The sequence below is a fragment of the Pseudomonas putida genome, assembly GCF_028682175.1.
Lineage (GTDB): Bacteria > Pseudomonadota > Gammaproteobacteria > Pseudomonadales > Pseudomonadaceae > Aquipseudomonas > Aquipseudomonas putida_AD.
Map to the genome: position 1 here is coordinate 240,049 of NZ_JANHKS010000001.1, position 22,464 is coordinate 262,512.

A 22,464-nucleotide genomic window follows, 5' to 3' on the forward strand; every position below is an offset into this window, starting at 1 on the left:
CAGCCCTGAAGCTTACCTCGCACGGAAATATTTTGTCTTGAATCTATTCAAAAGCTCTAACATGCGGGGTCCCACGCTTTCGAAAAAAGAATCGGAAAACAATAATGTCTGCCCTTTCCCCCTCCTCTGGCCCTGCACATTCACCAGCCGACGGCCTGGACCCGGTGCGCGCCGCGCACATTTCGGCACGTATCGACCGCCTGCCCGCTGTCGCCACCTTGTGGAAACTGGTGGCGTTGCTGTCCATCGGCGGCTTCTTCGAACTCTACGACCTGTTCCAGACCGCCTACATCAGCCCCGGGCTGATTCGCGCCGGTTTGTTCGCCACCGGCGCCGAAGGTGTATTCGGCTTCTCCGACCAGGCCGCGTTCGCCTCGGCGACCTTCCTGGGCCTGTTCCTGGGCGCCAGCCTGCTCAGCCCCATCGCCGACAGGTACGGCCGGCGGGCGATCTTCACCTTCGCGCTGGTCTGGTACACCGTCGCCACCGTGCTGATGGGCCTGCAGACCTCGGCCCTGGGCATCATCTGCCTGCGCTTTCTGGTGGGCATTGGCTTAGGGATCGAGCTTGTGACCATCGACGCCTATCTTTCGGAACTGGTGCCCAAGCGCATGCGCAGCTCGGCGTTCGCCTTTGCGTTTTTCGTGCAGTTTCTGTCGGTGCCTGCGGTGGCGCTGATGTCCTGGTGGCTGGTGCCCCAGGACCCGTTCGGCTTCAGCGGCTGGCGCTTCGTGGTAATCGCCAGCGCCGTGTTTGCGCTGTTCATCTGGTGGCTGCGCTCGCGCCTGCCCGAGTCGCCGCGCTGGCTGGCGCAGCAGGGGCGCTTTGCCGAAGCGGAAAAGATCATGGATGACCTGGAAGCCCGCTGCATCAAGGACCATGGCAAGGCGCTGGACATGCCGGAAACCCACAACGTTGCGGTCGAAGGCAAAGGGCGTTTCGCCGACATCTGGCAGCCGCCCTATCGCCGTCGTGCATTGATGCTGATCGTCTTCCACGTGTTCCAGGCCATCGGTTTCTTCGGCTTTGGCAACTGGTTGCCGGCGCTGCTGTCCGGCCAGGGCGTGAGCGTGACCCACAGCCTGGCGTATGCGTTCATCATTACCCTGGCGTACCCGCTGGGGCCGTTGCTGTTCGTGAAATTCGCCAACCGTTTCGAGAACAAGTGGCAGATTGTCGGCTCGGCCCTGGGCGCCATGATCTTCGGTACCCTCTTCGCGCAGCAGACCACGCCGGTGGGGCTGATCGTCTGCGGGGTGATGATCACCTTCTGCAATGCGTGGCTGAGCTTCAGCTATCACTCGTATCAGAGCGAGCTGTTTCCCACCAACATCCGCGCCCGGGCGGTGGGGTTCTGCTATTCGTTCAGCCGCCTGTCGACGGTGTTCAGCAGCCTGCTGATCGGCTTGTTTCTCGATCACTTCGGCACGCCGGGGGTGCTGACCTTTATCGTCGTCAGCATGCTGATCGTGATCATCACCATCGGCGCGTTCGGGCCCAGGACCCGCAACCTGGCGCTGGAGGACATTGCTCATCGGTGAGCCGCCGTTCACGCGGCGACCATGACGACGCCCCCGCGGGCAAGCCCGGCTGCTACTGGGCCAGGGTGCTCAAGAAATCCGAGGGGCTGCACTGATTAATCTGTGGGAGCGGGCTTGCCCGCGAATGCGGCGGATCATGCACCACCCAGGCGTCAGACCAGACGCCTTCGCGGGCAAGCCCGCTCCCACAGATCCTTGCCAGCTCTCAGCGAATCCCCAACCGCTTCGCCAGCCGACTGAGGTTGGCCCGGTCGACGTTCAGTTCACGGGCGACTTCGGCCCATTTGCCTTGATACCGCGCCAGCGCATCTTCGATCAGCACTTTCTGAAACGCATCGACGGTTTCCTTCAGCCCTTCTCCAGGCTTGACCACCGGCGACGCAATTCCCGGCGCAGGCACAAGCGCCGCATCGATCCGAACCTCTTCATCGAGCCCCAGCATCGGCGCCTCGATGGTCAGAATGCGCGACCGCTCGGGGTGGGCCGACAGCGCCTTGAGCACCGCACGGCTGATCAGGTGTTCAAGCTCCCGCACGTTGCCCGGCCAGGGATACGCCACCAGCACCTTCTGCGCCTCGCTGCTCATGCGCAGGCTGCGCAGCCCCATGCGCGCACGGTTTTCCTCCAGAAAATAGCCCGCCAGCAGCAACACATCGCGCCCACGCTCACGCAACGGCGGCACCACCAGCGGATAGACGCTCAAGCGATGGTAAAGGTCAGCACGAAACCGCCCGGCACGCACTTCTTCGGCGAGATCGCGGTTGGTCGCGGCGATGATCCGCACGTCCACACGATGCTCCTGATCGGAACCCACCCGCTGCAATTGCCCACTCTGCAGCACCCGCAGCAGTTTGGATTGCACCGGCAGCGGCAACTCCCCCACCTCGTCGAGAAAAATCGAGCCGCCGTCGGCCAGTTCGAACTTGCCACTGCGCCCGCTCACCGCCCCCGAGAACGCGCCTTTGACGTGGCCAAACAGCTCGCTCTCGACCAACAGTTCCGGGAGTGCCGCGCAGTTGAGGCTGATCAGCGGTTTCTGCGCCCGGGGTGAACTGAGGTGAATCGCCTCGGCCACCAGTTCCTTGCCGACCCCGGTTTCCCCGGTGATCAGCACTGTGAGCGGGCTGTTGCCCACCAACTGGATTTCCTGTTGCAAACGACGATGCACCGCGCTCTGACCGATCAGCTCCCGAGGCCCTCGCCCGCCCGCCGCGCGCTTGTAGACCTCGGCCAGTTGCCGCTGGTCTTCGAAATTGCGCGCCAGTTGATTGATCCGCTCGCTGGCCATGACCGTCGCCGCCGCCAGGCTCGCGAAAGCCTGCAGGTTGTCCAGGTCGACGCTGCCGAAGCTGGCCGGGTTCAGCGAATCAAGGGTGATCACGCCCCACAATGTGTCCTGCACGTACAACGGACAGCCCAGGCAATCGTGAACTTCCAGATGCCCGTGCACCCCGTCCACCAGTCCGTCATAGGGGTCAGGCAGGTCGCAGTCGGTGGAAAAGCGGGTCGGCTCGCGGTGCTGCAGGATGATGTCCAGCCGCGGATGCTCGCCCAGACGAAACCTGCGCCCCACCGTGTCGGGGCTCAGGCCTTCGACTGACAGCGGCACCAGCACATCGTCTTCAAGCTTGAGCAACGCCACTGCATCGCACGGCAGCAATTGGCGCAAGGCTCGCAGCAGGCGGCGATAGCGTTCGTCATCCGGCAGCTCGCGGGACAGGTCGGCAACCAGTGGAACCAGCGCCAACAGCAAAGGGTTAGTCATGAAGACTCCGGGCGTAATGATCCGGATCGCGTCGCGGAAAATGCGGTCATTATGACCACAGTGCCCCTCGAAAGACTACAACAGAGCGTTGGGCGCAATGCTGCGCAACACCACAGGCGCGTCAGCAACCGGTCGCCAACTAACCGGCGCGGTTTGTTTCATGCCTGAAACGCCCGTAGTCGAACATTATATTAAGTTGACTATTTAATTCTGGCGCCAAGCAGTTGCCGCAGTTACTGACGCACTTTGATTTAATTAAGTCTTTACCGGAAATATTTTGTTTATATTCGAGATGCACTCGAACGGAGCACTCGATATGGCAAGAATTCAGGGACGAGCTCTAGAGGACTTCCCCCCCTTGGTGGTGGATCTGGACGGCACGCTGCTGCGCACCGATCTTCTGATGGAAACCGCGATGGCTTTCATCAGGAGCCAGCCACTGAAGGTCTTCAAGCTGCTGGGCTGGCTGCTCCGGGGCAAGCCTGCGCTCAAGGAAGGGCTGGCGCTGGAGACCTGGATTGACGTCTCAGTGCTGCCCTACGATGCCCAAGTCATCGAGATGATCAAGACCGAACAGGCCAACGGGCGGATGATCGTGCTGGCCACGGCAAGCCATGTAAGCCTGGCCGAACGCATCGCCGAACACCTGCAACTCTTCGATCTGGTATTGGCCTCCAACGCCAACCGAAACTTGTCCGGTAACAATAAGCGCGACCTGTTAGTTGCCCACTTTGGTGAAGGTGGTTTCGACTACGTCGGCAACTCCAGAGACGATCTGCCGATCTGGAAAGTGTCGCGCAACGCCCATGTAGTCAACCCTGATCGCGGTGTCGAATCGCGGGTCAGCGCCATGAGCGAAGTCCAGCCGACGTTGCACACCAACACTGTCAAACTGCGCGACTGGCGCAAGGCGATGCGCCTGCACCAGTGGCTCAAGAATGCGCTGATCTTCGTGCCGCTGCTGGCCTCCCACCGCTTTACCCAATTCGAGCTGATGCGCGACGGCGTGTTTGCGTTTTTCTGCTTCGGCCTGTGCGCCTCCAGCGTTTACATCCTCAACGACATGCTGGACCTGGGCGACGACCGCCACCACAAGACCAAATGCAACCGGCCCTTCGCCAGCGGACGCTTGTCGATCAAGGCCGGGCTGATCGCCGTGCCGGCGCTGCTGATCCTGGCGTTCGGCGCGGCGCTGACCCTGCTGCCCTGGCAGTTCTCGGCGGTCATGGCGGCCTACTACGTGGTGACACTGGCCTATTCGCTCAAGCTCAAGCGGCTGATGGCGGTGGACGTGATCGTCCTGGCGATGCTCTACACCGCGCGCATCATCGCCGGGGTCGCGGCATTCAGCCTGACGCTGACCTTCTGGATCCTGGCCTTCTCGATGTTCATCTTCCTGAGCCTGGCCATGGTCAAGCGCTACGCCGAACTGCGCGATGCCAGGGTCCGGGAAGTCACGACCCTGGCCCGAGGGCGCGGCTACTACCCCGGTGACCTGGACATGATCGCCTCGCTCGGCGCCTCCTCGGGCTACCTGGCGGTGATGGTGCTGGCGCTGTACATCCAGGATGTGAAAACCACCGAGCTTTACGTCACGCCCCATGTCATCTGGCTGGCCTGCCCGCTGCTGCTGTTCTGGGTGACTCGTGTGTGGATGCTCACCCATCGCGGCGAAATGAACGAAGACCCGGTGGTGTTCGCCATGCGTGACCGCACCAGCCAGATGATCGGCGCGGTGTTCCTGCTGATGTTCTGGATCGCCGCATGAGTACCGACCTGTATTCATGGGGACGCTTTCCCCGTGCCCCGCAGCACGGACATCGTTGCGTATGGCTGGACGATCTGCCGGCGCACTTGCAGCGCGTGGTGGACGACCACGCCAGCAGTCTGCCCTACGGCAACGGCCGCAGCTATGGCGACAGCTGTCTGGCCGCCAGCGGCGAAGTGCTGGACATGCGCTCGCTGGATCGGCTGATCGAAGCCGACTGGGAGCATGGCCTGCTCAAGGTCGAGGCCGGCATCACGCTGGCGGAGGTGTTGAAGGTGGCGATCCCCCGCGGCTGGTTCTTGCCGGTGACGCCCGGGACCCAGTTCGCCACGGTGGGCGGCGCCATCGCCAACGATGTGCACGGCAAGAATCACCATGTGCGCGGCACCTTTGGCCGACATGTACGCAGTTTCGGCTTGCTGCGTCACGGCCAGGCGCAAATCACCTGTTCGGCGAGCAGCAACACCTCGCTGTTCGCTGCCACCATCGGCGGGCTGGGCCTGACCGGTATCGTGCACTGGGCGCAGATTCAGTTGATGCCCATCCGCGCCAGCCAGATCGATACCACCACCGTGCGCTTTGCCAATCTGGCCGAGTTCTTCGCGCTGTCCGATGAGCTGGATGAAAAGCACGAGTACAGCGTGGCCTGGATCGACTGCCTGGCCAAGGGCGCCAACACCGGGCGCGGCGTGTTCATCGTCGGCGACCATGCGCAGTACGGCTCGCTGGACACCGGCCAGCGGGCCAGGTTCAGCATGCCGGTCACGCCACCGGTCTCGCTGATCAACACCCTGTCGCTGGGGGCCTTCAACAACCTCTATTGGCGTTTGCATCCCGCCCAGCGAACCCTGGGCCGCAGCGCCTACGAGCCGTTTTTCTACCCGCTGGATCGCATTCTGCACTGGAACCGCATCTATGGCCGCCGGGGCTTCCAGCAGTATCAGTGCGTGATCCCCGGCGCCAATGCCGAAGCGGCCATGGGCGAACTGCTGCGGGCCATCGCCGAAGCCGGCCTGGGTTCGTTCCTGGCCGTGCTCAAGCGCTGCGGCGACATACGCTCGCCGGGCCTGCTGTCGTTTCCGATGCCAGGGACGTCCCTGGCCCTGGATTTCCCCCAGAGCGAACACCTGCAAAGCGTGGTTTTCCCGCGCCTGGACGAGATTGTCCGGGCCGCGGGTGGCCGGTTGTATCCGGCCAAGGATGCGCACATGACGGGCGCGGATTTTCGTCGCGCCTACCCCGCGTGGGAGCAGCTCGAATCGCTGCGTGACCCCGCGCTGATGTCCCGGTTCTGGCGCCGCGTCTTGGCATAAAGGAGCTGTTCATGAAGGAGCGAATGGATTGAACACCAAGAAAGTCTTGATCATCGGTGCCACCTCGGCCATCGCCAGCGCCTGCGCCCGTCTCTGGGCCAGCGAAGGCAGCGATTTCTTCCTGGTGGCGCGCAACGTCGACAAGCTCCAGCAGACCGCCGCCGACCTCAAGTCCCGGGGGGCGAAGAACGTCACCCTGCACGAGATGGACGCCACCGACATCCAGGCGCACCCCCTGATGCTGGGGCGCTGCCTGACGGCATTGGGGCAGATCGATATCGCGCTGATCGCCCACGGCACCCTGCCCGACCAGAAAGCCTGCGAGCACGACGTCGATCTGGCCCTGCGCGAGTTCGCCAACAACGGCACCTCGGTGATCGCGCTGCTGACCTCCCTGGCCAACCAGTTCGAGACCCAGCGTTGCGGCAGCCTGGCGATCATCTCCTCGGTGGCGGCCGATCGCGGACGTCCTTCCAACTACCTTTACGGCAGCGCGAAGGCGGCGGTTTCAACCTATTGCGAAGGCCTGCAGGCGCGCTTGTTCAAGGTCGGCGTGCACGTGACCACCATCAAGCCGGGCTTCGTCGACACGCCCATGACCCAGGGCCTGTCGCTGCCCGCGGCCCTCCTGGCGCAGCCGGCACAGGTCGCCCAACGCATCGTCAAGGGCATCGCCAACAAGGTGCCGACCCTGTACGCACCGGGTTTCTGGGGCCTGATCATGCTGGTCATCCGCTCGATCCCGCAGCCGGTGTTCAAGAGGCTGAACCTGTGACCCGCGAACCCGCCGCGCTGCACTTGTCGGGCTGGCGCTATCGGGCGGTGATCCTGTCCGTGGTGGGCTCGGCCCTGGGCTACCTGGGTTTTTCCCTGTGGGGCGGCTGGCAGGCAGTGGGCGCGGCGGTGGGGAAAGTCGGGCTGCTGGGCATCGTCATCGCGCTGGCGATGTCGGGCATCAACTACGGTTTGCGGTTCCTGCGCTGGCAGTGCTACCTCAAGGTGTTGGGCCACCCCATGCCGTGGCGACCGAGCCTGAGCATTTATCTGGCCGGGTTCGCCCTGACCACCACCCCCGGCAAGGCCGGCGAAGCCCTGCGCGGGGTGCTGCTCAAACGCTGGGGCGTGCCTTGGCCGCAGAGCTTTGCTGCGTTTTTCAGCGAGCGGCTGTCGGATCTGTTCGCCGTGGTGCTGCTGACCCTGTTCGGCCTGTCGCTGTACCCGGAGGCGATGCCGATGATCGTGGTGGGTGTCGCTTTGGTGATGATCGGATTACTGGTGCTGTCCCAGCGCCGGCTGCTGGCTCGGCTGACCCTGATGATTCCCGTCGAAGGCGGCAAGGTGACCAGCCTGCTGCGCCATCTGCTGCAAGTGCTGGGGCACGCCCAGCAATGCCATCGCCTTCATTTGATGCTTGGCCTGACGCTGCTCAGCGTGGTGGCCTGGAGTGCCGAGGCCGTGGCCTTTCACTGGATTCTGCAATGGATGGGCGCTGACATCGAGCTCACCTTTGCGGTGTTCGTCTACGCCCTGGCGATGCTCGCAGGCGCGGTGAGTTTCATGCCTGGCGGGCTGGGTGGCGCGGAAGCGGTGATGGTCGGGTTGCTGGTCTACAAGGGCATGAACGGCGCCGACGCCGTGGCCGCCACCGTACTGATTCGCCTGGCCACGCTGTGGTTCGCCGTGGCCATCGGCGCCGTGATGCTGCTGCGGCTCAAAGGCGCAAACGCGCCCGAACCGCAGGCCGCTCGATAACCTTCACAACAACGCGCGAACAGGGACAGGAGTGCATTTCATGGTGGCAGAAGTCAGGATGCGGGCGTCGGTGGTGATACCGCTGTTATTGGTGATCGGCGCGATCCTCGCCAGTTTTCATGCGTCCAGCGGGCCGATCCAGTGGATGGACAACGGCATGTTTCTCGCCGACGCGTCCCAGGGCAACTACTTCAGCCAGACCCTGGGGCCGCTGGATCATCCGCTGTACCTGTTCGTCACCACGGCGCTGTTCTCGGCGTTCGGGCCGCTGTTGCTCAGCTTCATGAACTCGTTGCTGCTGATTCCGCTGGCCTGGGCCGTCTACCGGCTGGCGAAGAACGCCGGCGCCAACCCGCAGATCGCCCTGCTCTGCGCCGCCGCCGCACTCCTCTGCCACTGCGTGTTCTGGGTATCGACCAAGGCCGAGGTGTACCTGCTGCACACACTGCTGGTGACGCTGGCCTACATGCTGCACCTGGACCCGCAGTCGCGGTTTGGTGTGCTGCCCAGGCTGTTTCTGATCGGCATGCTCACGGGGCTGGCCGGGGCGATTCATCAGCTCACCTTCATCGTGCTGTTCCCGCTCTACGTACAACTGGTCTGGCAATACAAGGCTCGAACGCTCATCACCCTGCCCGGCTTTGCCCTGGGCTTCAGCGTGGCCTTCCCCGGCATCTACCATGAGCTGCAAAACGGTCTGGGCCTGATCGACATCGGCCATCGTTACCTGATCGGCATCCCCGACAAGACCACCGAACAGAGCTGGCAGGGTTCGCTGTTCCGCTTCGACGACATGTGGCACGAGAAGAACTCCGTCGGCCTGCTATTGCTCTCCCTGCTCGGCCCGCAGGTGCTCGGGCTGGTGCTGCTCCCGCGCAATCCGAAACTGCGGCTGCTGTGGGTGGCGGCGATGATGAACTTCGTGTTTGCGGTGTCCTACAACGTCACCGACCGCTTCACCTTCTTCCTGCCCGGCGGGGTACTGCTTAGCATCATCGGCGTGATGCAATTGCACGCCCTGCTGCCACGCCGCGCCACCCCGCTGCTCAACGCCTCGCCCCTCGGCGCACCCGCGGTGATCCTCAGCGTGTTCGCGGTGTACGCAAGCGGCCTGATCGGACTGCCCACCCACAAGGAAGCACTGCCGTTCAGGGACGACATTCATTACTTCATGGCCCCCTACCTGCCGGATCGTTCCGCCGAACAGTTCGTCCTGAGCTACGAAAAATCCGCCCCCCAGGGCGCCCTCATCATCGCCGACTGGACCCCCAACGGCGCACTGCGCTCGGCCCAGGCCAGCGGCTTGCTCAAAGACCGTACCTTCGAACTGTGCGAAGAAGTCGCCAACATCGACGCCTATCTCAAGGGCCCGGGCGCCTACCTGGCACGCACCAGCTACTGCGCAGGGGTCGCGGACAGGTTCGACTTGCAGGCGATGGCGGTGGGGTTTGAGTTGCGGTTGAAATAAAAAAACAACACGCTTATGCCTCGGGCAATCGATGGGCATAAGCGTGTGGGTCTTTCGAGTTCAACGAGGAGGGTTGTCTTGCCGATAGGTATGATCCGGCGGAGAAACCCAGCGTTGCACTTGCCCCTTTAACTCGTCACTGTGATAGAGATCCAGACACTTCAGCAGATCGAATCGAACGCCCTTTACTTCCGCCTCCACAACGGGGTTGTGATAGTCACGATCCAGATAATCCTTCACCAGGTCATGAATAGCGTGCGAGGCCTCGTCAATGTCGTAGTAAGTCCAGTCTCGCAACGCACTCACGCTACTACCCGCGTCTTTGGCAGCATCGGCATCACCTCTGTAGGCAGTGGCGATACAAGTAGCCAGAACCATATCCCGGTAATTTTGGGCGTACGTCCTTCCACCTGCTTGAGGGGAGTTTCTGATTTGATCCGAAGCCGAGGAGACAGAAGTACCGACGCCGATCATCAAAACGCCCAAGACGACAGTCCAGTGCTTGCTCATCGCAAGCTCCAGAAATTTGCCTTGTCCGTGCGGTACAGAGCCTCTGGCTGGTTGAAGTAGCAGTGGTCGTAGCAAGTACGTCCGTTAAACAACGTCGCGTGGCCTTGCGCATCAGACCATCCTGAAATTTCAAAAAGTATCAGGCCTTTCCTATCCCCCATGCTCTCTGAAGACGTCGGATACTTGATGATTTCGGGCTGCCCCCAACGCCTTTCGAGAAATGTGATCAGATTCCTGACCCGGTAGAAATACTGCCGTTTGTCTGCACCGGAAACTGTCTCTTTGAGAATGGGTGGGATCACCATACCGGACTCATTCAAGATGTAACTCATACGGACCGCGCAAGTATTGGTCCACCGCAGTGCTGGATCAGGGCTGTTGATGTTGAACGCTACGTTTCCACCAATCATCTGCGCGACTTTAGCGCTTGAATTGGAAGGGTCATAAATGCGTTGAGATGCTGCCCAGGCAAAACTGAAAAGGGGTCGCATTGTCGGCCATCCTTGATGCTGAACATTGATAGAGCCGACAACCTATCAAGCATCTGGGCGTGCAAAAGAGGCGAGAAAAAATCAGGAGAGGACTTACACTCTCGCGATATATCTTCCTACAACGCCATTTATCAAATCCCACATCCGGTCAAACCTTCTCCAGCGCCTCCTCCTTGTGCAGCGCGAGGTGGCCGGTCTTGTCGCTTTTGACTTCGTACTGAGGCTGCTCTTTGGAGGCGTGGCGCTGGCGGCCCATGAATTCGACGTCGTGGGTGATCACCCGGGTGACGACGCCCACTACGTGCCCGACATCGGAATTCCACCGCACGTGGTCGCCCTTCTTGAATGCGTGACTCATGATGCTGCTCCTTCAACCGTTGTCGCGAAAGCCTGGGTAGAGGCTCATGCCGCCGTCGATGAACAAGGTTGCGCCGTGTATGTAATCCGAGGCATCGCTGGCGAGCCAGACCACCGCGTTGGCAACATCCTCGGGCTCGCCGACCCGGCCATAGGGGATCAGCTTGAGTAGCTTGCTCTCGGCGTCGCCTGAGGTGGCCTTGGTGTTGATCGCCGTGCGGATGGCGCCCGGTGCGATGCTGTTGACGCGGATGCGCCGCTCGCCGACTTCCTGAGCGATGCTGCGCATCAGCAGATCCACCCCGCCCTTGGACGCCGCATAGTTGACGTGACCGGCCCAGGGGATGACCTGATGCACTGAACTCATGTGGATGATCTTGCCCAGGGCGCGGGAAATGTCGGGACGGATCTCTTGCGTGGCGAACCGGCGCAAGGCCGCGCGGGCGCAGAGGAACTGGCCGGTGAGGTTGACGTTGATGACCGTGTTCCATTGTTCCAGGGTCATCTGGTCGATGGCAGCGTCCTGCTGCAGGCCGGAATTGGCCAGCAGGATGTCGAGCCTGCCGAATGCCTCGATGGTTTTCTCGAAGAGCTGCTCGACCTCCTCTTCCTTCGAGACATCGGCGCCCACGGCAATCGCCTGGCCACCGGCTGCGCGAATTTCATCGACGAGCTTTTCAGCAGGCGCGGCCTGGGAATGGAAATTCACCACCACCGCCGCACCGGAGTCCGCCAGCCCCTTCGCCGCCGCCGCGCCAAGACCGGAACTGGCACCAGTGACCAACGCGACCTGGCCCTTCAAGGAAATCTGCATGGGGTATTCAGCCTTGTGATGAGCGTGTAGATGCTGACTGATGGCGCTCAAGCTAAGTTCAGAAAACTCCCACCGCCGCGGCTCGGCTTGGCGGTGGGGGCGAATCCAACATTGCCGACGCCGGCAAGCCGGACTGCTACGCGTTTGTGTCTACGTCTGTAGGAGCGCGCTTGCCCGCGATGGCGTCCTTGAAATCGCTCCCGCCGGCAAGCCGTGCTGCTACGGAACGGTGGCGTGTTTTAGATTTTGATCTTGATCTTGATCTTCGTACGCGATGGTGCAGGCGCCGCAGAACGCGACGTCAAGGCGCCAGGCCGAGCGCAGGCGTCGTGGAGGGGGATGAGCGGCAGGAAGCCACGAAAGCCGTGCGGGCCAGGGAAGGCCCATCACGGCGTGCCCCCGGAACGGCGCCGGAGTCGAGAGAACCCGACGCAGTCGGGCCCAGCCTGTCGCAAATGGTTTGGTTACTTTGCCGAAACAAAGTAACGCGCCGTAAGGGCGCAAAGGTGAATCAGCATCACCGCCGCGAACGGATATGCGCCTCATCCGCGCGTCACCCAAGACGCGGAGCGTCAAGACAGCCGTTACCACGCAGAGCGTGGGAACGATCATCATCTTGTAGGAGCGCGCTTGCCCGCGATGGCGTTCTTGAGATCGCTCCCGCCGGCAAGCCGTGCTGCTACGGGACGGTGGCGTGTTTTAGATTTTGATCTTGATTTTGATCTTCGCGCGCGATGGTGCAGGCGCCCCAGAATGCGACGTCAAGGCGCCAGGCCGAGCGCAGGCGTCGTGTAGGGGGATGAGCGGCAGGAAGCCGCGAAAGCCGTGCGGGCCAGGGACGGCCCATCACGGCGTGCCCCCGGAACGGCGCCGGAGTCGAGGGAACCCGACGCAGTCGGGCCCAGCCTGTCGCAAAGACCTTTTGGTTACTTTTGGGGCGAATGCCAAAAGTGACCCGCCGTAATGGCGGAAAGCGCAATCAGCACCACCCAAGGAAACGGATATACACGCTACTCTCGCGTCACCCCAAGACGCGGAGCGCCAAGACAGCCGTTACCACGCAGAGCGTGGGAACGATCATCAAAACGATCATCAAACCGGCGTGTTCACAACCCCACACTGGACGCCAGCAGACCGCCCTCCATAAACTGTCACCCATCATTTCGCCGGTTCTGCTGAAAAACCGGCCGGCAACGGGGACGTTTTATGAATCGCAATGAACTGCGCAAGGCCGATATCAACCTGATGGTGGTGTTCGAAACCTTGATGCAGGAGCGCAACGTCACCCGTGCCGCCGAGAAACTGTTTCTCGGCCAACCCACCATCAGCGCCGCACTCAATCGCCTGCGCGCACTGTTCAATGACCCGCTGTTCATTCGCGTTGGCCATCGCATGGAACCCACGGCCCGCGCCAACGAGATCATCAATCACCTCTCGCCAGCGCTGGACGCAATGTCCGTGGCCCTGAGCCTGACCCGGGATTTCGATCCGGCCAGCAGCGACATGACCTTCCGCATCGGCCTGTCCGATGACGTCGAATACAGCCTGCTGCCGCCCCTGCTGCGGGCGATTCGCCAGGAGGCGCCGGGAATCGTCATCGTCATCAAGCAGGTCAACTACTGGAATATCTCGGAATTGCTGATGTCCGGCGAGATCACGGTGGGCGTCTGCCTGACCCGCGAATTGCCCGCAAACGCCAAGCGCAAGCTGCTGCGCACGGTGGCGCCGATGGTGGTGCGGGCGGACAAGTCTCCCGAACCCTTGACTCTCGATGAATACTGCTCGCGCCCCCACGTGGTGGTGTCCCATGTGGCGAACATCTCAAGCTTCGCCGATGAATGGCTGGCAGCGATCGGGCGCAAGCGCACGGCGGTGCTGTCGGTGCCGCAATACAGCACGTTGCCGGCGTTGATGGAGGGGACGGATCTGTTGTGCAACCTGCCGGATCACCTGACCCTGGCGATGAACAAGACGGGATTGTTGAAGGGCGAGCCGTTGCCGTTCATCACGCCGAACCTGGAGTTGTCGATGGTCTGGCTGAGCGTGATGGACACCGACCCTGCCGAGCGCTGGCTGCGCAAGCGGCTGGAACAGTTCATGGGCGACCACAGCACCGTGCCCCCTGTCCCGTTGGGTTGAGCCAGTCATGGAATCCGGCGGCAAGGTCAATAATCTGTGGGAGCGGGCTTGCCCGCGAATACGTCCGCACTGACGATTTGGTGGTGGTCCATCCACCACCTTCGCGGGCAAGCCCGCTCCCACAGATCCAGGTCAGGCAACCTCGCACAGGACCCGTCCCAATAGCAAAAAAGCTTGCCAGCGGGGTCGTCATCATGATCGTCCCGCGGGCAAGCCCGGCTGCTACAGGTGACGGCGTCCTTGCCGTCGCTGGGGTTCGGCCTTAACCGAAACGACCGGTAATGTAGTCTTCGGTCTGGGTCTTGGTCGGCTTGGTGAAGATGGTGTCGGTGTCGCCGTGTTCGATCAGTTCACCCAGGAACATGAACGCGGTGTAGTCCGAGCAACGGGCGGCCTGTTGCATGTTGTGCGTCACGATGACCACGGTGAACTGCTCTTTGAGCTCGGTGATCAACTGCTCGATACGACCGGTGGAGATCGGGTCGAGGGCCGAGGTCGGTTCGTCCAGCAACAACACCTGCGGACGCAGGGCGATGGTGCGGGCGATGCACAGACGCTGCTGCTGACCGCCGGACAGGCTCTGGGCGCTCTGCTTGAGCTTGTCCTTGACTTCATCCCACAACGCCGCGCCACGCAGGGCTTCTTCCACGCGCTCTTCCATCTCGCGACGGGACAGCTTCTCGTGGTGCTTCACTGCGTACGAGATGTTGTCGTAGATCGACATCGGGAACGGCACCGGCTTCTGGAACACCATGCCGACGTGGCTGCGCAGGCGGTTCATCGAGTAGCCAGGGGCCAGGATGTTTTCGCCGTTGAGCAACACTTCGCCCTTGGCTTCCAGTTTCGGGTACATCGAGTAGATGCGGTTGAATACACGCAGCATGGTCGACTTGCCGCAACCCGAAGGCCCGATGATCGCAGTGATGCGCTTCTCGGGGATGTTCATGTTGATGGACTTCAACGACTGGTGGCCGTTGTAGTAGAAGTCGAGGTTGCGTACCTGGATTTTGGTTTTTTCGTCGGCCAGAGAGAGGTTGTTCATCAGGACGCCCTATTGCGCAAAAGAAGGAGACGGGAGCTGAGGCTCAGCACCAGTACAAACAGAGTCATGATCAAGGCACCGGCCCACGCCAGGGAATGCCAGTCATCGAACGGGCTCATGGCGTACTGGAAGATCACGACCGGGATGCTGGCGATCGGCTTGAGCAGGTTGCCGCTCCAGAACTGGTTACCGAATGCCGTGAACAGCAGCGGTGCGGTTTCGCCGGTGATGCGGGCCAGGGCCAGCAGGATACCGGTCACGACGCCGGCACGTGCGGCACGCAGGACGATCTGCAGGGTCAGTTTCCACTGCGGTACGCCCAGCGCCAGCGCGGCTTCACGCATGGTCGCCGGTTGCAGTTGCAGCATTTCATCGGTGGTACGCACCACGACCGGGATCACCAGCAGGGCCAGGGCCAGGGCACCGGCGAATGCCGAGAAGCCGACCTGGTGGTTGGTCAAGGCACTGACCGGCAGGATCACCGCGGTGTAGACAAACAGGCCCAGCACGATGGACGGCGCCGACAGCAGAATGTCGTTGATGAAGCGAACCGCGTTACCCAGCTTGGTGTGGCGAGCGAACTCGGCCAGCCAGATGCCGGCCATCAGGCCGATAGGCGTGCCGATCAACAGGCCAATGCCGGACATCAGGATGCTGCCGTAAAAGGCGTTGGCCAGGCCACCCTCAGAGCCCGGTGGCGGGGTCATGTCGGTGAACAGGCGCAGGTTCAGCGCCTGGAAACCGTTGACGATGGTGGTGATCAGGATCCACACCAGCCACAGTAGACCGAACAGGGTCGCGCCGCAGCTCAACACCATCGCGAGCTTGTTTTTCAGCGCGCGCATCCGGTACAGGTTTTCGTTATCGACCTTGCTCATACACCCTCCTTGCGCGACAGACGAGACAGCATCAGACGGGCAATTGCCAGCACGATGAAGGTGACGACAAACAGCAGGAAGCCCAGGGCGATCAGCGAGGAACGATGCAGGTCGGTGTAGGCCTCGCTGAATTCGTTGGCGATCACCGAAGCAATCGAGCTGCTTGGCATCATCAGCGACGCTGAGAAGTTGTGGGCGTTACCCAGAACGAAGGTCACCGCCATGGTTTCACCCAGAGCACGACCCAGACCCAGGAAGATACCGCCGACCACCGCTGTGCGGGTATACGGCAGGACGATGTCCCAGACCACTTCCCAGGTGGTGCCGCCCAGAGCGTAGGCAGACTCTTTCAGAGCCACCGGAACGGTGCGGAACACTTCGGTCATGACCGAGGTGATGAACGGGATGATCATGATCGCCAGCACGATACCGGCGGTCAGCATGCCGATACCCAGAGGCGGGCCCTGGAAGACCGGGCCGATCAGAGGCAGTGCGCCCAGATTGTCGTTGATCCACGGAGCCAGGTAGGCCGCCATGAACGGACCGAACACGAACAGGCCCCACATGCCGTAGATGATCGAAGGAATGCCTGCCAGCAGTTCGACGGCAGAGGCAATCGGCATCCGCAACCACGGCGGCGCCACTTCAGTCAGAAAAATCGCGATGCCGAAACTCACGGGAACCGCGATCAGCAGCGCGAGAAAGGATGTCACCAAGGTGCCGTAGATCGGAACCAACGCGCCAAAGTGGCCGTTGACCGCATCCCATTCAGTACTGGTAAGAAATTCGAAACCAAAAGTCTTGAACGCCAGGGCTCCGCCCCAGAGTGTCGAGCCGGCGATGCTCGCCAGCAACAGCAGCACCAACAGAGCCGCTCCCATCATCGTGCGCCTGAACCAGGCGTCGTGTCGGTGATCGCGGGCCGCGCGTTTTTCGCTCTCGGAAATCGCATCCGGAATGACAGCGGACATATATTGGGTGTTTTCAGTCATGGTGGGTCCACTCGAAAGGAAACCCTGTCACCGAGCGCTCGGTGACAGGGGCAAGCCGGATAACGTCGAGTTCTTATTTGAACTCGGACTTCCAGTAGGTTTCGATCTTGGCGACCAGCTCTTTAGGCAGTGGTACGTATTCCAGCGACTCGGCGTGAGCCTGACCGTTTTCCAGGGACCATTTGAAGAAGTCGAAAGCAGCCTTGCTTTCTTCAGCCTTCTTCGGCTGCTTGTACATGATGATCCAGGTAGTCGCAGTGATTGGCCATGCTTCAGCGCCCGGGGCGTTGGTCATGATCAGGTTGAAGTCCTTGGCGCTTGCCCAGTCAGCGGTGGCAGCAGCAGCGGCGAACGATTTGGCGCTAGGCTCGACGGTCTTGCCGGCAGCGTTTTCCAGCTTGGCGTAGGAGATGTTGTTGGTCTTGGCGTAGGCGAATTCGACGTAGCCGATCGAACCTTTGATCTGCTTCACGTAAGCAGCCACACCTTCGTTACCCTTGCCACCCACACCGACTGGCCATTGAACGGCCGAACCTTCGCCAGGACCTGCTTTCCAGTCAGGGCTGACTTTGCTCAGGTAGTTGGTGAAGTTGAACGAAGTACCCGAACCGTCCGAACGGTGAACCACGGTGATCGCGGTTTCTGGCAGCTTCAGGCCCTTGTTCAGCGCAACGATCGCTGGATCGTTCCACTTGGTGATTTTGCCCTGGAAGATGTCAGCCAGGACTTTGCCGCTCAGTTCCAGCTTGCCGGTTTCAACGCCTTCAACGTTGATCACTGGAACGATACCGCCGATAACGCTTGGGAACTGACCCAGGCCACTGGCCTGCAGGTCTTCAGCTTTCAGAGGGGCGTCGGAGGCACCGAAGTCAACGGTGGCTGCCTTGATCTGAGCGATACCGCCGCCCGAACCGATCGACTGATAGTTCACCTTGTTGCCGGATTTTGCGCTGTACTCGGTCGCCCATTTGGAGATGACTGGGAACACGAAGCTCGAACCAGCACCAGTGACGTCCGTAGCGTGTGCCATTCCGGACAGGGCCATCGAAGCCAGCAGGAGTGACAGGCGTGTTTTTGTCAGCAGATTCACGGCAATACCTCAACAAAGAGAATGTGTATTTGTGGTCGCACTTGAAGACCCGATGCAGATTTAAAACCCGAAACATTTCTGTTTGATGACAGTCCGGGGACAGACCGCCAAATCTGGAGATTTTCGTAGGCATTTTCCTACAGCGTGTAAACGCAAAACCCCCGGTTTCATTGGAGAAACCGGGGGTTGTCTAGTTTTCGAGAAATTAATAGCAATGCGCCACATTTCGTCATTCAGTGGGCATTTCAGAGGTGATTTTTCGCCTGTTTATGACAGTTATGTTTCTTGCAAGCCACGGCTGGCGGGGCTTGCAGGAGATTCACCGTCATTTGACGAACACCTCGTTCCGCTTAAGTGTGTCGAAGTTTTGCAGCGAAGCTGATCGAGCGTGGAAAGCCCCCTGCCTCACTCCCCGTAAATATCGAAATCGAAGTACTTTTTCTCGATCTTCGCGTAGGTGCCGTTGGCACGGATGCTGGCCAGGGCCTGGTTGAAGCGCTCCTGCAACGGATCGCCCTTGCGCACGGCCACGCCTATGCCGGTGCCGAAATACTGTTCTTCGGTGAACGCAGGGCCCACGAAGGTGTAGTCCTTGCCTTCAGGCTTCTTCAGCAATGCTTCGTCGATAGCCACCGAGCTTGCCATGGTGGCGTCGATGCGCCCGCCCAGCAGGTCCAGGAACACTTCGCTCTGGGAGGCGTAGCTGACGATGGTGGCGCCGGCGGGAACGAATTTGTCGGTCACGTAGCGCTCGAAGTTGGTGGAGCGCTGCACGCCGATGCGCAGGCCTTTGAGCTGGGCAGGAACCTCGGTGATGCCGCTGTCCTTGCGCACCACCAGACGCGCCGGAATGCGGTAGTAGCGGTTGGTGAAGTCCACCGATTTCATCCGCTCAGGGGTGATCGACATCGAAGAGATGATCGCATCGACCTTCTTCACCTTGAGCGCCGGGATCAGCCCGTCGAACTCGTTTTCCTTCCACTCGCACTTCACCTTCATCTCGGCGCAGAGGGCCTGGCCGATGTCGTAGTCGAAGCCCACGATCTGGTTGTCGGCGGTCTTGGAGGCGAATGGCGGGTAAGCAGCCTCGATCCCCAGCTTCAGAGGGGCGTCAGCGGCATGGGCGTTGAAGGCCAGCACAGAGGCCAGGCTCAGGGTACCAATGAGGGTCTTGATGTTCATGCAAAGCTCCAAACGATGTTGTTCAGGTCGGGCACGCCCCTGGATTCAGGACAGCGCCCGTTATGGCAGCAGCAATGTGAACGGTGGGCGGGCGTTCTTGATTCCCGAAGGACGACGCCCTGCCCTGCAACGCTTAAAGCGCCGCGGTGACGATGATCTCCACGAGAATTTCAGGGTCGTCGAACTGCACCTGGCAGGTCGCCCGTGCCGGGGTCTGGGTGGCATCGACCCAGGCGCTCCAGGTTTCATTCATGCCGGCGAAATCGGCGGTCATGTCTTTCATCCAGATCTGCACGCTGAGCAGGCGGCTCTTGTCGCTGCCAGAGGCCGCCAGCAGCTCGTCGACACGGGCCAGCACCTGACGGGTCTGGCCACGGATGTCCTGGGTGCAATCGGCGGCGACGATGCCGGCCAGGTATGCCACGCCGTTGTGCACCACGCTGCGGCTCAGGCGTGGGTTGCTTTCGATGCGTTGAATCGGGGTGCTCATGACGGAATCCTTTTCAAGGGTGAAAAAACAGACAGATCGAACTCACGCTCGCCCGCCATCTGGCCCAGGGTGATGGGTTTCAGAGGGGGACGAATGCGGTAGTAACCCACTTGGCCGGCAGCGACCTTGCGGTGCTCGGCGATGATCTCGGTGACGCTCAGCCCGCACTGCCGGCCCTGGCAAGGGCCCATGCCGCAGCGGCCGAAGGCCTTGGTCTGATTGGGGCCCAGGCAGCCGAGGTCGACATAGCTGCGAATCGCGCCAGCGCTGACTTCTTCGCAGCGACAGACGATGGTGTCGTCCTCGGGGATGCGGTTCGGCGATTGCGGGCGATACAGGGCATCGATCAACGGGCGCGCCGCGATTTGTCGGCGCAGCCGCCGCTGCCAGGGCTGGGCGAGTGAGGTCAGCTTCAGTTCATCGAGCCTGTGCAGGCGATGGGCGATGGCCAGCGCCGCCAGACGCCCCTGGCTCGCAGCCGCCTTCGCACCGCCAATCGCTGCGCCATCACCGGCAATGAAAATCCCGGAAACGCTGGTTTCGCCCCAGCTGTCACGGCGAGCGACCCAACACAGCTGCTGTTCATCCCAGTCGTGTTCAGCGCGCAGGGACTGGCTGATCTGGGTATTGGGCACCACGCCCTGATGCAGCAGAATCAGCGAGGCCCAGACCTTGTGCGACTGCCCTTCGCTGTCGAAGCTCAGCGCCTCGGCGCGCCGTTCGCCCTCTATCCGCAAGTTGCGCGCAGCGCGGTAATGCCGCACGCCCGCCCACTTGAGCCTGGCCAGCAACGACACGCCTTTGAGCAGATCCGGCCAGCCGGCCAGTGCCGCGCGCAGTTGCCGGCCGTGCCTGAAGGCTTCGCGGCGGCCACTGGTGTCGACCAGGGCTTCGATGTGAATCCCGGCGCGCATGTACTGCACCGCGAGCAAATACAGCAACGGTCCGCAGCCCGCCAGCACCACGGGCCCCTGGGGCACCATCGCCGCGCTTTTCAAGAGAATCTGCCCGGCACCTGCGGTCATCACGCCAGGCAAGGTCCAGCCGGGGATGGGCATGGGGCGCTCCATGGCGCCGGTGGCGATCAGGATCTGGCGACCTTGCAGCACCCGGGCATTGCCATTGAGCAGCACATGCACCCGATGCTCGTCCGTCACCTGCCACACTGCGGCATTGGGCACGTAGCGCACCTCACTGGCGAGCAATGCCTGCACCAGCTGCTTGCCGGCCCTGTAGTCCGCGCCGAGTATCTTGCGGCTGCGCTCGTCGGCCTGCCCGACATTGCGATAGATCTGTCCGCCGGGCTGGCGTTGCTCATCGAGTAATATCACCTTGAGCCCCTGGGCTGCGGCCTCGAGTGCCGCGCTTATGCCGGCAGGGCCTGCGCCGATGACGATAAGGTCCACCCGTGAATCACTCATCGACCACCTCCTGGTCCGGCTGCGGATCGATCATCAGATCCCGCGCCCCACGCTGACGACGGACCGACATGCCGTCCGCCACTTCAATCAGACAGGCCTGTGCGTTGGCCTGACCGTCGACCTCCATCAGGCATTCGAAACACACGCCCATCATGCAATAGGGCGCGCCGGGCCTGCCGTTGACCGCGCTTTCGCGGGTGTGGCCGACGTCGTGGAGCAGCAACGCGGCGGCCAGCGAGACGTCCGCCGGGACGTTCAACGACCGGCCTTCGAATTCGATGCGCACCTGCCGTCCGCTCTGCTGCATACGGCGAAACAAGGCGTCAGTGGGCATAGCGCACCTCGCGTAAATCCTTGAACCGGGCCAGGTTGAAGGGTGCGATGGCCGGCTCGTCAAGCTCGCCTGCGATCCACGGCGCCAGTCGCAAGGCGTGAGCGGCGGCCAGGGTCACGCCGCTATGGCAGGTCACGACGAACGCGCCGGGGCTGTCATGGGCCGCTTCGTAGATCGGGTAGCCATCGGCGCTGAGCACGCGCAACGCGCCCCAGGCCCGGACCATCCTGACGTTTTCAAGGCGCGGGAAGCATTTGACGGCGCGGGCCGCGATCTCGGCCATTACCGGGCTGCTGGTGCGGTCATCGAAGCCGGTGGCCTCCAGCGAGTCGCCCAGTTGCACCGTGCCTTCGTCAGTCTGGCGTACGTATGTGGTGGGGTAATGCAGGAACGGCTGCAAGCGTTCGGTAACCAGGATCTGCCCGCGATTGGGCCGCACCGGCACCTCCATGCCGAGCATCGCGCCCAGCTGGCGGTTGCCCAGCCCCGCTGCGAGCACCAGGTATTCGGCATTGAAGCGATGTTCGGCGGTGCGCACTTCGAACCCGTTAACGCACTGATCGATGGCGTTCACGCTCTGGCCATTGACGATGACCACGCCACGGGCGCGGCACGCTACATATAATGCGCGCAGCAGTTTGAGCGGGTTGACGTGGCCATCCATGGGCGAATAGCAGGCGCCCACGACACCCGGTCCGACACCGGGCAGGCGCTTCTTCAACTGTGCGGGGTCCAGCAATTCGAAGGGATAGTCGCCGCCAAAGGCATCGCGCAACCAGTTCAGGCGACGGGTTTCTTCGGCAAGCTCGGCATCGTCCATGCACAACTGGAAGCCGCCAGGCTGACGCAGGTGCAGGTCGATGCCGGTGTCAGCGTGGAGCAGTTCATTCAGACGCGGCCAAAGTGCCACGGATTGACGGGTCCAGCTGGCATACGGGCTGTTGCGATAGCCCTTGCCCTGAACCCAGAGCAGGCCAAAGTTGCCACGGGCGGCGCGCAATGCGTCATCACCTTCGTCAAGCACGGTGACGCGGCGTCCGGCCAGTGCCAGTCCATACGCAATGGACATACCCACCAAACCGCCACCGACGACAATTACATCTGTCTTGTCCATGTA

The 22,464-nt window shown here is 61.8% G+C and carries 21 protein-coding genes; 7 read left to right on the plus strand and 14 right to left on the minus strand.

The features are described from left to right. Positions 1-104 precede the first annotated feature (104 nt). A complete protein-coding gene (locus tag NPS29_RS01115) occupies positions 105-1,541 on the plus strand; it encodes an MFS transporter (protein WP_274130166.1) in 1,437 nt (478 codons plus the stop codon). 205 nt (positions 1,542-1,746) lie between these two features. On the opposite strand, the gene norR is transcribed toward NPS29_RS01115, so the two are convergent. After that, the gene (gene norR, locus NPS29_RS01120; RefSeq protein ID WP_274130167.1) at positions 1,747-3,306 is read right to left on the minus strand and encodes a nitric oxide reductase transcriptional regulator NorR; all 1,560 of its coding nucleotides are present in this window, start codon (positions 3,304-3,306) and stop codon (positions 1,747-1,749) included. A 316-nt stretch (positions 3,307-3,622) separates the two neighbouring features. On the opposite strand from norR, the gene NPS29_RS01125 reads away from it, so the two are divergent. The 5 genes from NPS29_RS01125 to NPS29_RS01145 are packed head-to-tail and all read left to right on the plus strand — an operon-like array spanning position 3,623 to position 9,607. Further along, a complete protein-coding gene (locus tag NPS29_RS01125; protein WP_274130168.1) occupies positions 3,623-5,074 on the plus strand; it encodes a UbiA family prenyltransferase in 1,452 nt (483 codons plus the stop codon). Then, entirely contained in the window at positions 5,071-6,387 is a 1,317-nt protein-coding gene (locus NPS29_RS01130) for an FAD-binding oxidoreductase (RefSeq protein ID WP_274130169.1), read from the plus strand. Before NPS29_RS01125 ends, NPS29_RS01130 begins: the two co-directional genes overlap by 4 nt. A gap of 28 nt (positions 6,388-6,415) precedes the next feature. Next, the gene (locus tag NPS29_RS01135) at positions 6,416-7,162 is read left to right on the plus strand and encodes an SDR family oxidoreductase (RefSeq protein ID WP_274130170.1); all 747 of its coding nucleotides are present in this window, start codon (positions 6,416-6,418) and stop codon (positions 7,160-7,162) included. Beyond that, a complete protein-coding gene (locus NPS29_RS01140; protein ID WP_274130171.1) occupies positions 7,159-8,139 on the plus strand; it encodes a lysylphosphatidylglycerol synthase transmembrane domain-containing protein in 981 nt (326 codons plus the stop codon). The genes NPS29_RS01135 and NPS29_RS01140 overlap by 4 nt, the downstream gene beginning before the upstream one ends. Before the next feature lie 40 nt (positions 8,140-8,179). Further along, a complete protein-coding gene (locus NPS29_RS01145; RefSeq protein ID WP_274130172.1) occupies positions 8,180-9,607 on the plus strand; it encodes a DUF2723 domain-containing protein in 1,428 nt (475 codons plus the stop codon). Positions 9,608-9,667: 60 nt separating this feature from the next. Here NPS29_RS01145 and NPS29_RS01150 read toward each other — a convergent pair whose 3' ends face one another. From NPS29_RS01150 to NPS29_RS01165, 4 genes are all read right to left on the minus strand, one after another. Then, positions 9,668-10,117: a type VI secretion system amidase immunity protein Tai4 gene (locus NPS29_RS01150; protein ID WP_425312422.1), complete on the minus strand. Its 450-nt coding sequence runs from the start codon at positions 10,115-10,117 to the stop codon at positions 9,668-9,670. Further along, entirely contained in the window at positions 10,114-10,608 is a 495-nt protein-coding gene (locus NPS29_RS01155; RefSeq protein ID WP_274130173.1) for a type VI secretion system amidase effector protein Tae4, read from the minus strand. The genes NPS29_RS01150 and NPS29_RS01155 overlap by 4 nt, the downstream gene beginning before the upstream one ends. A gap of 148 nt (positions 10,609-10,756) precedes the next feature. Next, complete coding sequence (locus NPS29_RS01160; RefSeq protein WP_274130174.1) at positions 10,757-10,966, minus strand: DUF2945 domain-containing protein; 210 nt, start codon at positions 10,964-10,966, stop codon at positions 10,757-10,759. Between the two features lie 12 nt (positions 10,967-10,978). Continuing rightward, positions 10,979-11,779 (minus strand): glucose 1-dehydrogenase, encoded by an 801-nt coding sequence (locus NPS29_RS01165; protein ID WP_274130175.1) that lies wholly within the window; start codon positions 11,777-11,779, stop codon positions 10,979-10,981. Between the two features lie 1,206 nt (positions 11,780-12,985). On the opposite strand from NPS29_RS01165, the gene NPS29_RS01170 reads away from it, so the two are divergent. Then, positions 12,986-13,918, plus strand: a complete 933-nt coding sequence (locus NPS29_RS01170; RefSeq protein WP_274130176.1) for a LysR family transcriptional regulator — start codon at positions 12,986-12,988, stop codon at positions 13,916-13,918. A gap of 262 nt (positions 13,919-14,180) precedes the next feature. On the opposite strand, the gene pstB is transcribed toward NPS29_RS01170, so the two are convergent. The 9 genes from pstB to NPS29_RS01215 form a co-directional block, all read right to left on the minus strand. After that, a complete protein-coding gene (gene pstB, locus NPS29_RS01175; protein WP_274130178.1) occupies positions 14,181-14,960 on the minus strand; it encodes a phosphate ABC transporter ATP-binding protein PstB in 780 nt (259 codons plus the stop codon). Continuing rightward, complete coding sequence (gene pstA / locus NPS29_RS01180) at positions 14,960-15,838, minus strand: phosphate ABC transporter permease PstA (protein ID WP_274130179.1); 879 nt, start codon at positions 15,836-15,838, stop codon at positions 14,960-14,962. The genes pstB and pstA overlap by 1 nt, the downstream gene beginning before the upstream one ends. After that, a complete protein-coding gene (gene pstC / locus NPS29_RS01185) occupies positions 15,835-16,830 on the minus strand; it encodes a phosphate ABC transporter permease subunit PstC (protein WP_274130180.1) in 996 nt (331 codons plus the stop codon). The genes pstA and pstC overlap by 4 nt, the downstream gene beginning before the upstream one ends. Before the next feature lie 73 nt (positions 16,831-16,903). Next, positions 16,904-17,920 carry a phosphate ABC transporter substrate-binding protein PstS gene (pstS, locus tag NPS29_RS01190; RefSeq protein WP_274130181.1) on the minus strand — a complete coding sequence of 339 codons (1,017 nt, stop codon included), beginning with the start codon at positions 17,918-17,920 and terminating at the stop codon, positions 16,904-16,906. A gap of 405 nt (positions 17,921-18,325) precedes the next feature. Continuing rightward, entirely contained in the window at positions 18,326-19,102 is a 777-nt protein-coding gene (locus NPS29_RS01195) for an ABC transporter substrate-binding protein (protein ID WP_274130182.1), read from the minus strand. Between the two features lie 133 nt (positions 19,103-19,235). Next, positions 19,236-19,592 carry a RidA family protein gene (locus tag NPS29_RS01200; protein ID WP_274130183.1) on the minus strand — a complete coding sequence of 119 codons (357 nt, stop codon included), beginning with the start codon at positions 19,590-19,592 and terminating at the stop codon, positions 19,236-19,238. Continuing rightward, a complete protein-coding gene (locus NPS29_RS01205; RefSeq protein ID WP_274130184.1) occupies positions 19,589-21,013 on the minus strand; it encodes an FAD-dependent oxidoreductase in 1,425 nt (474 codons plus the stop codon). The genes NPS29_RS01200 and NPS29_RS01205 overlap by 4 nt, the downstream gene beginning before the upstream one ends. Next, a complete protein-coding gene (locus NPS29_RS01210) occupies positions 21,006-21,347 on the minus strand; it encodes a (2Fe-2S)-binding protein (protein WP_274130185.1) in 342 nt (113 codons plus the stop codon). The genes NPS29_RS01205 and NPS29_RS01210 overlap by 8 nt, the downstream gene beginning before the upstream one ends. Then, a complete protein-coding gene (locus NPS29_RS01215; protein ID WP_274130186.1) occupies positions 21,337-22,461 on the minus strand; it encodes an NAD(P)/FAD-dependent oxidoreductase in 1,125 nt (374 codons plus the stop codon). The genes NPS29_RS01210 and NPS29_RS01215 overlap by 11 nt, the downstream gene beginning before the upstream one ends. Positions 22,462-22,464: the final 3 nt, after the last annotated feature.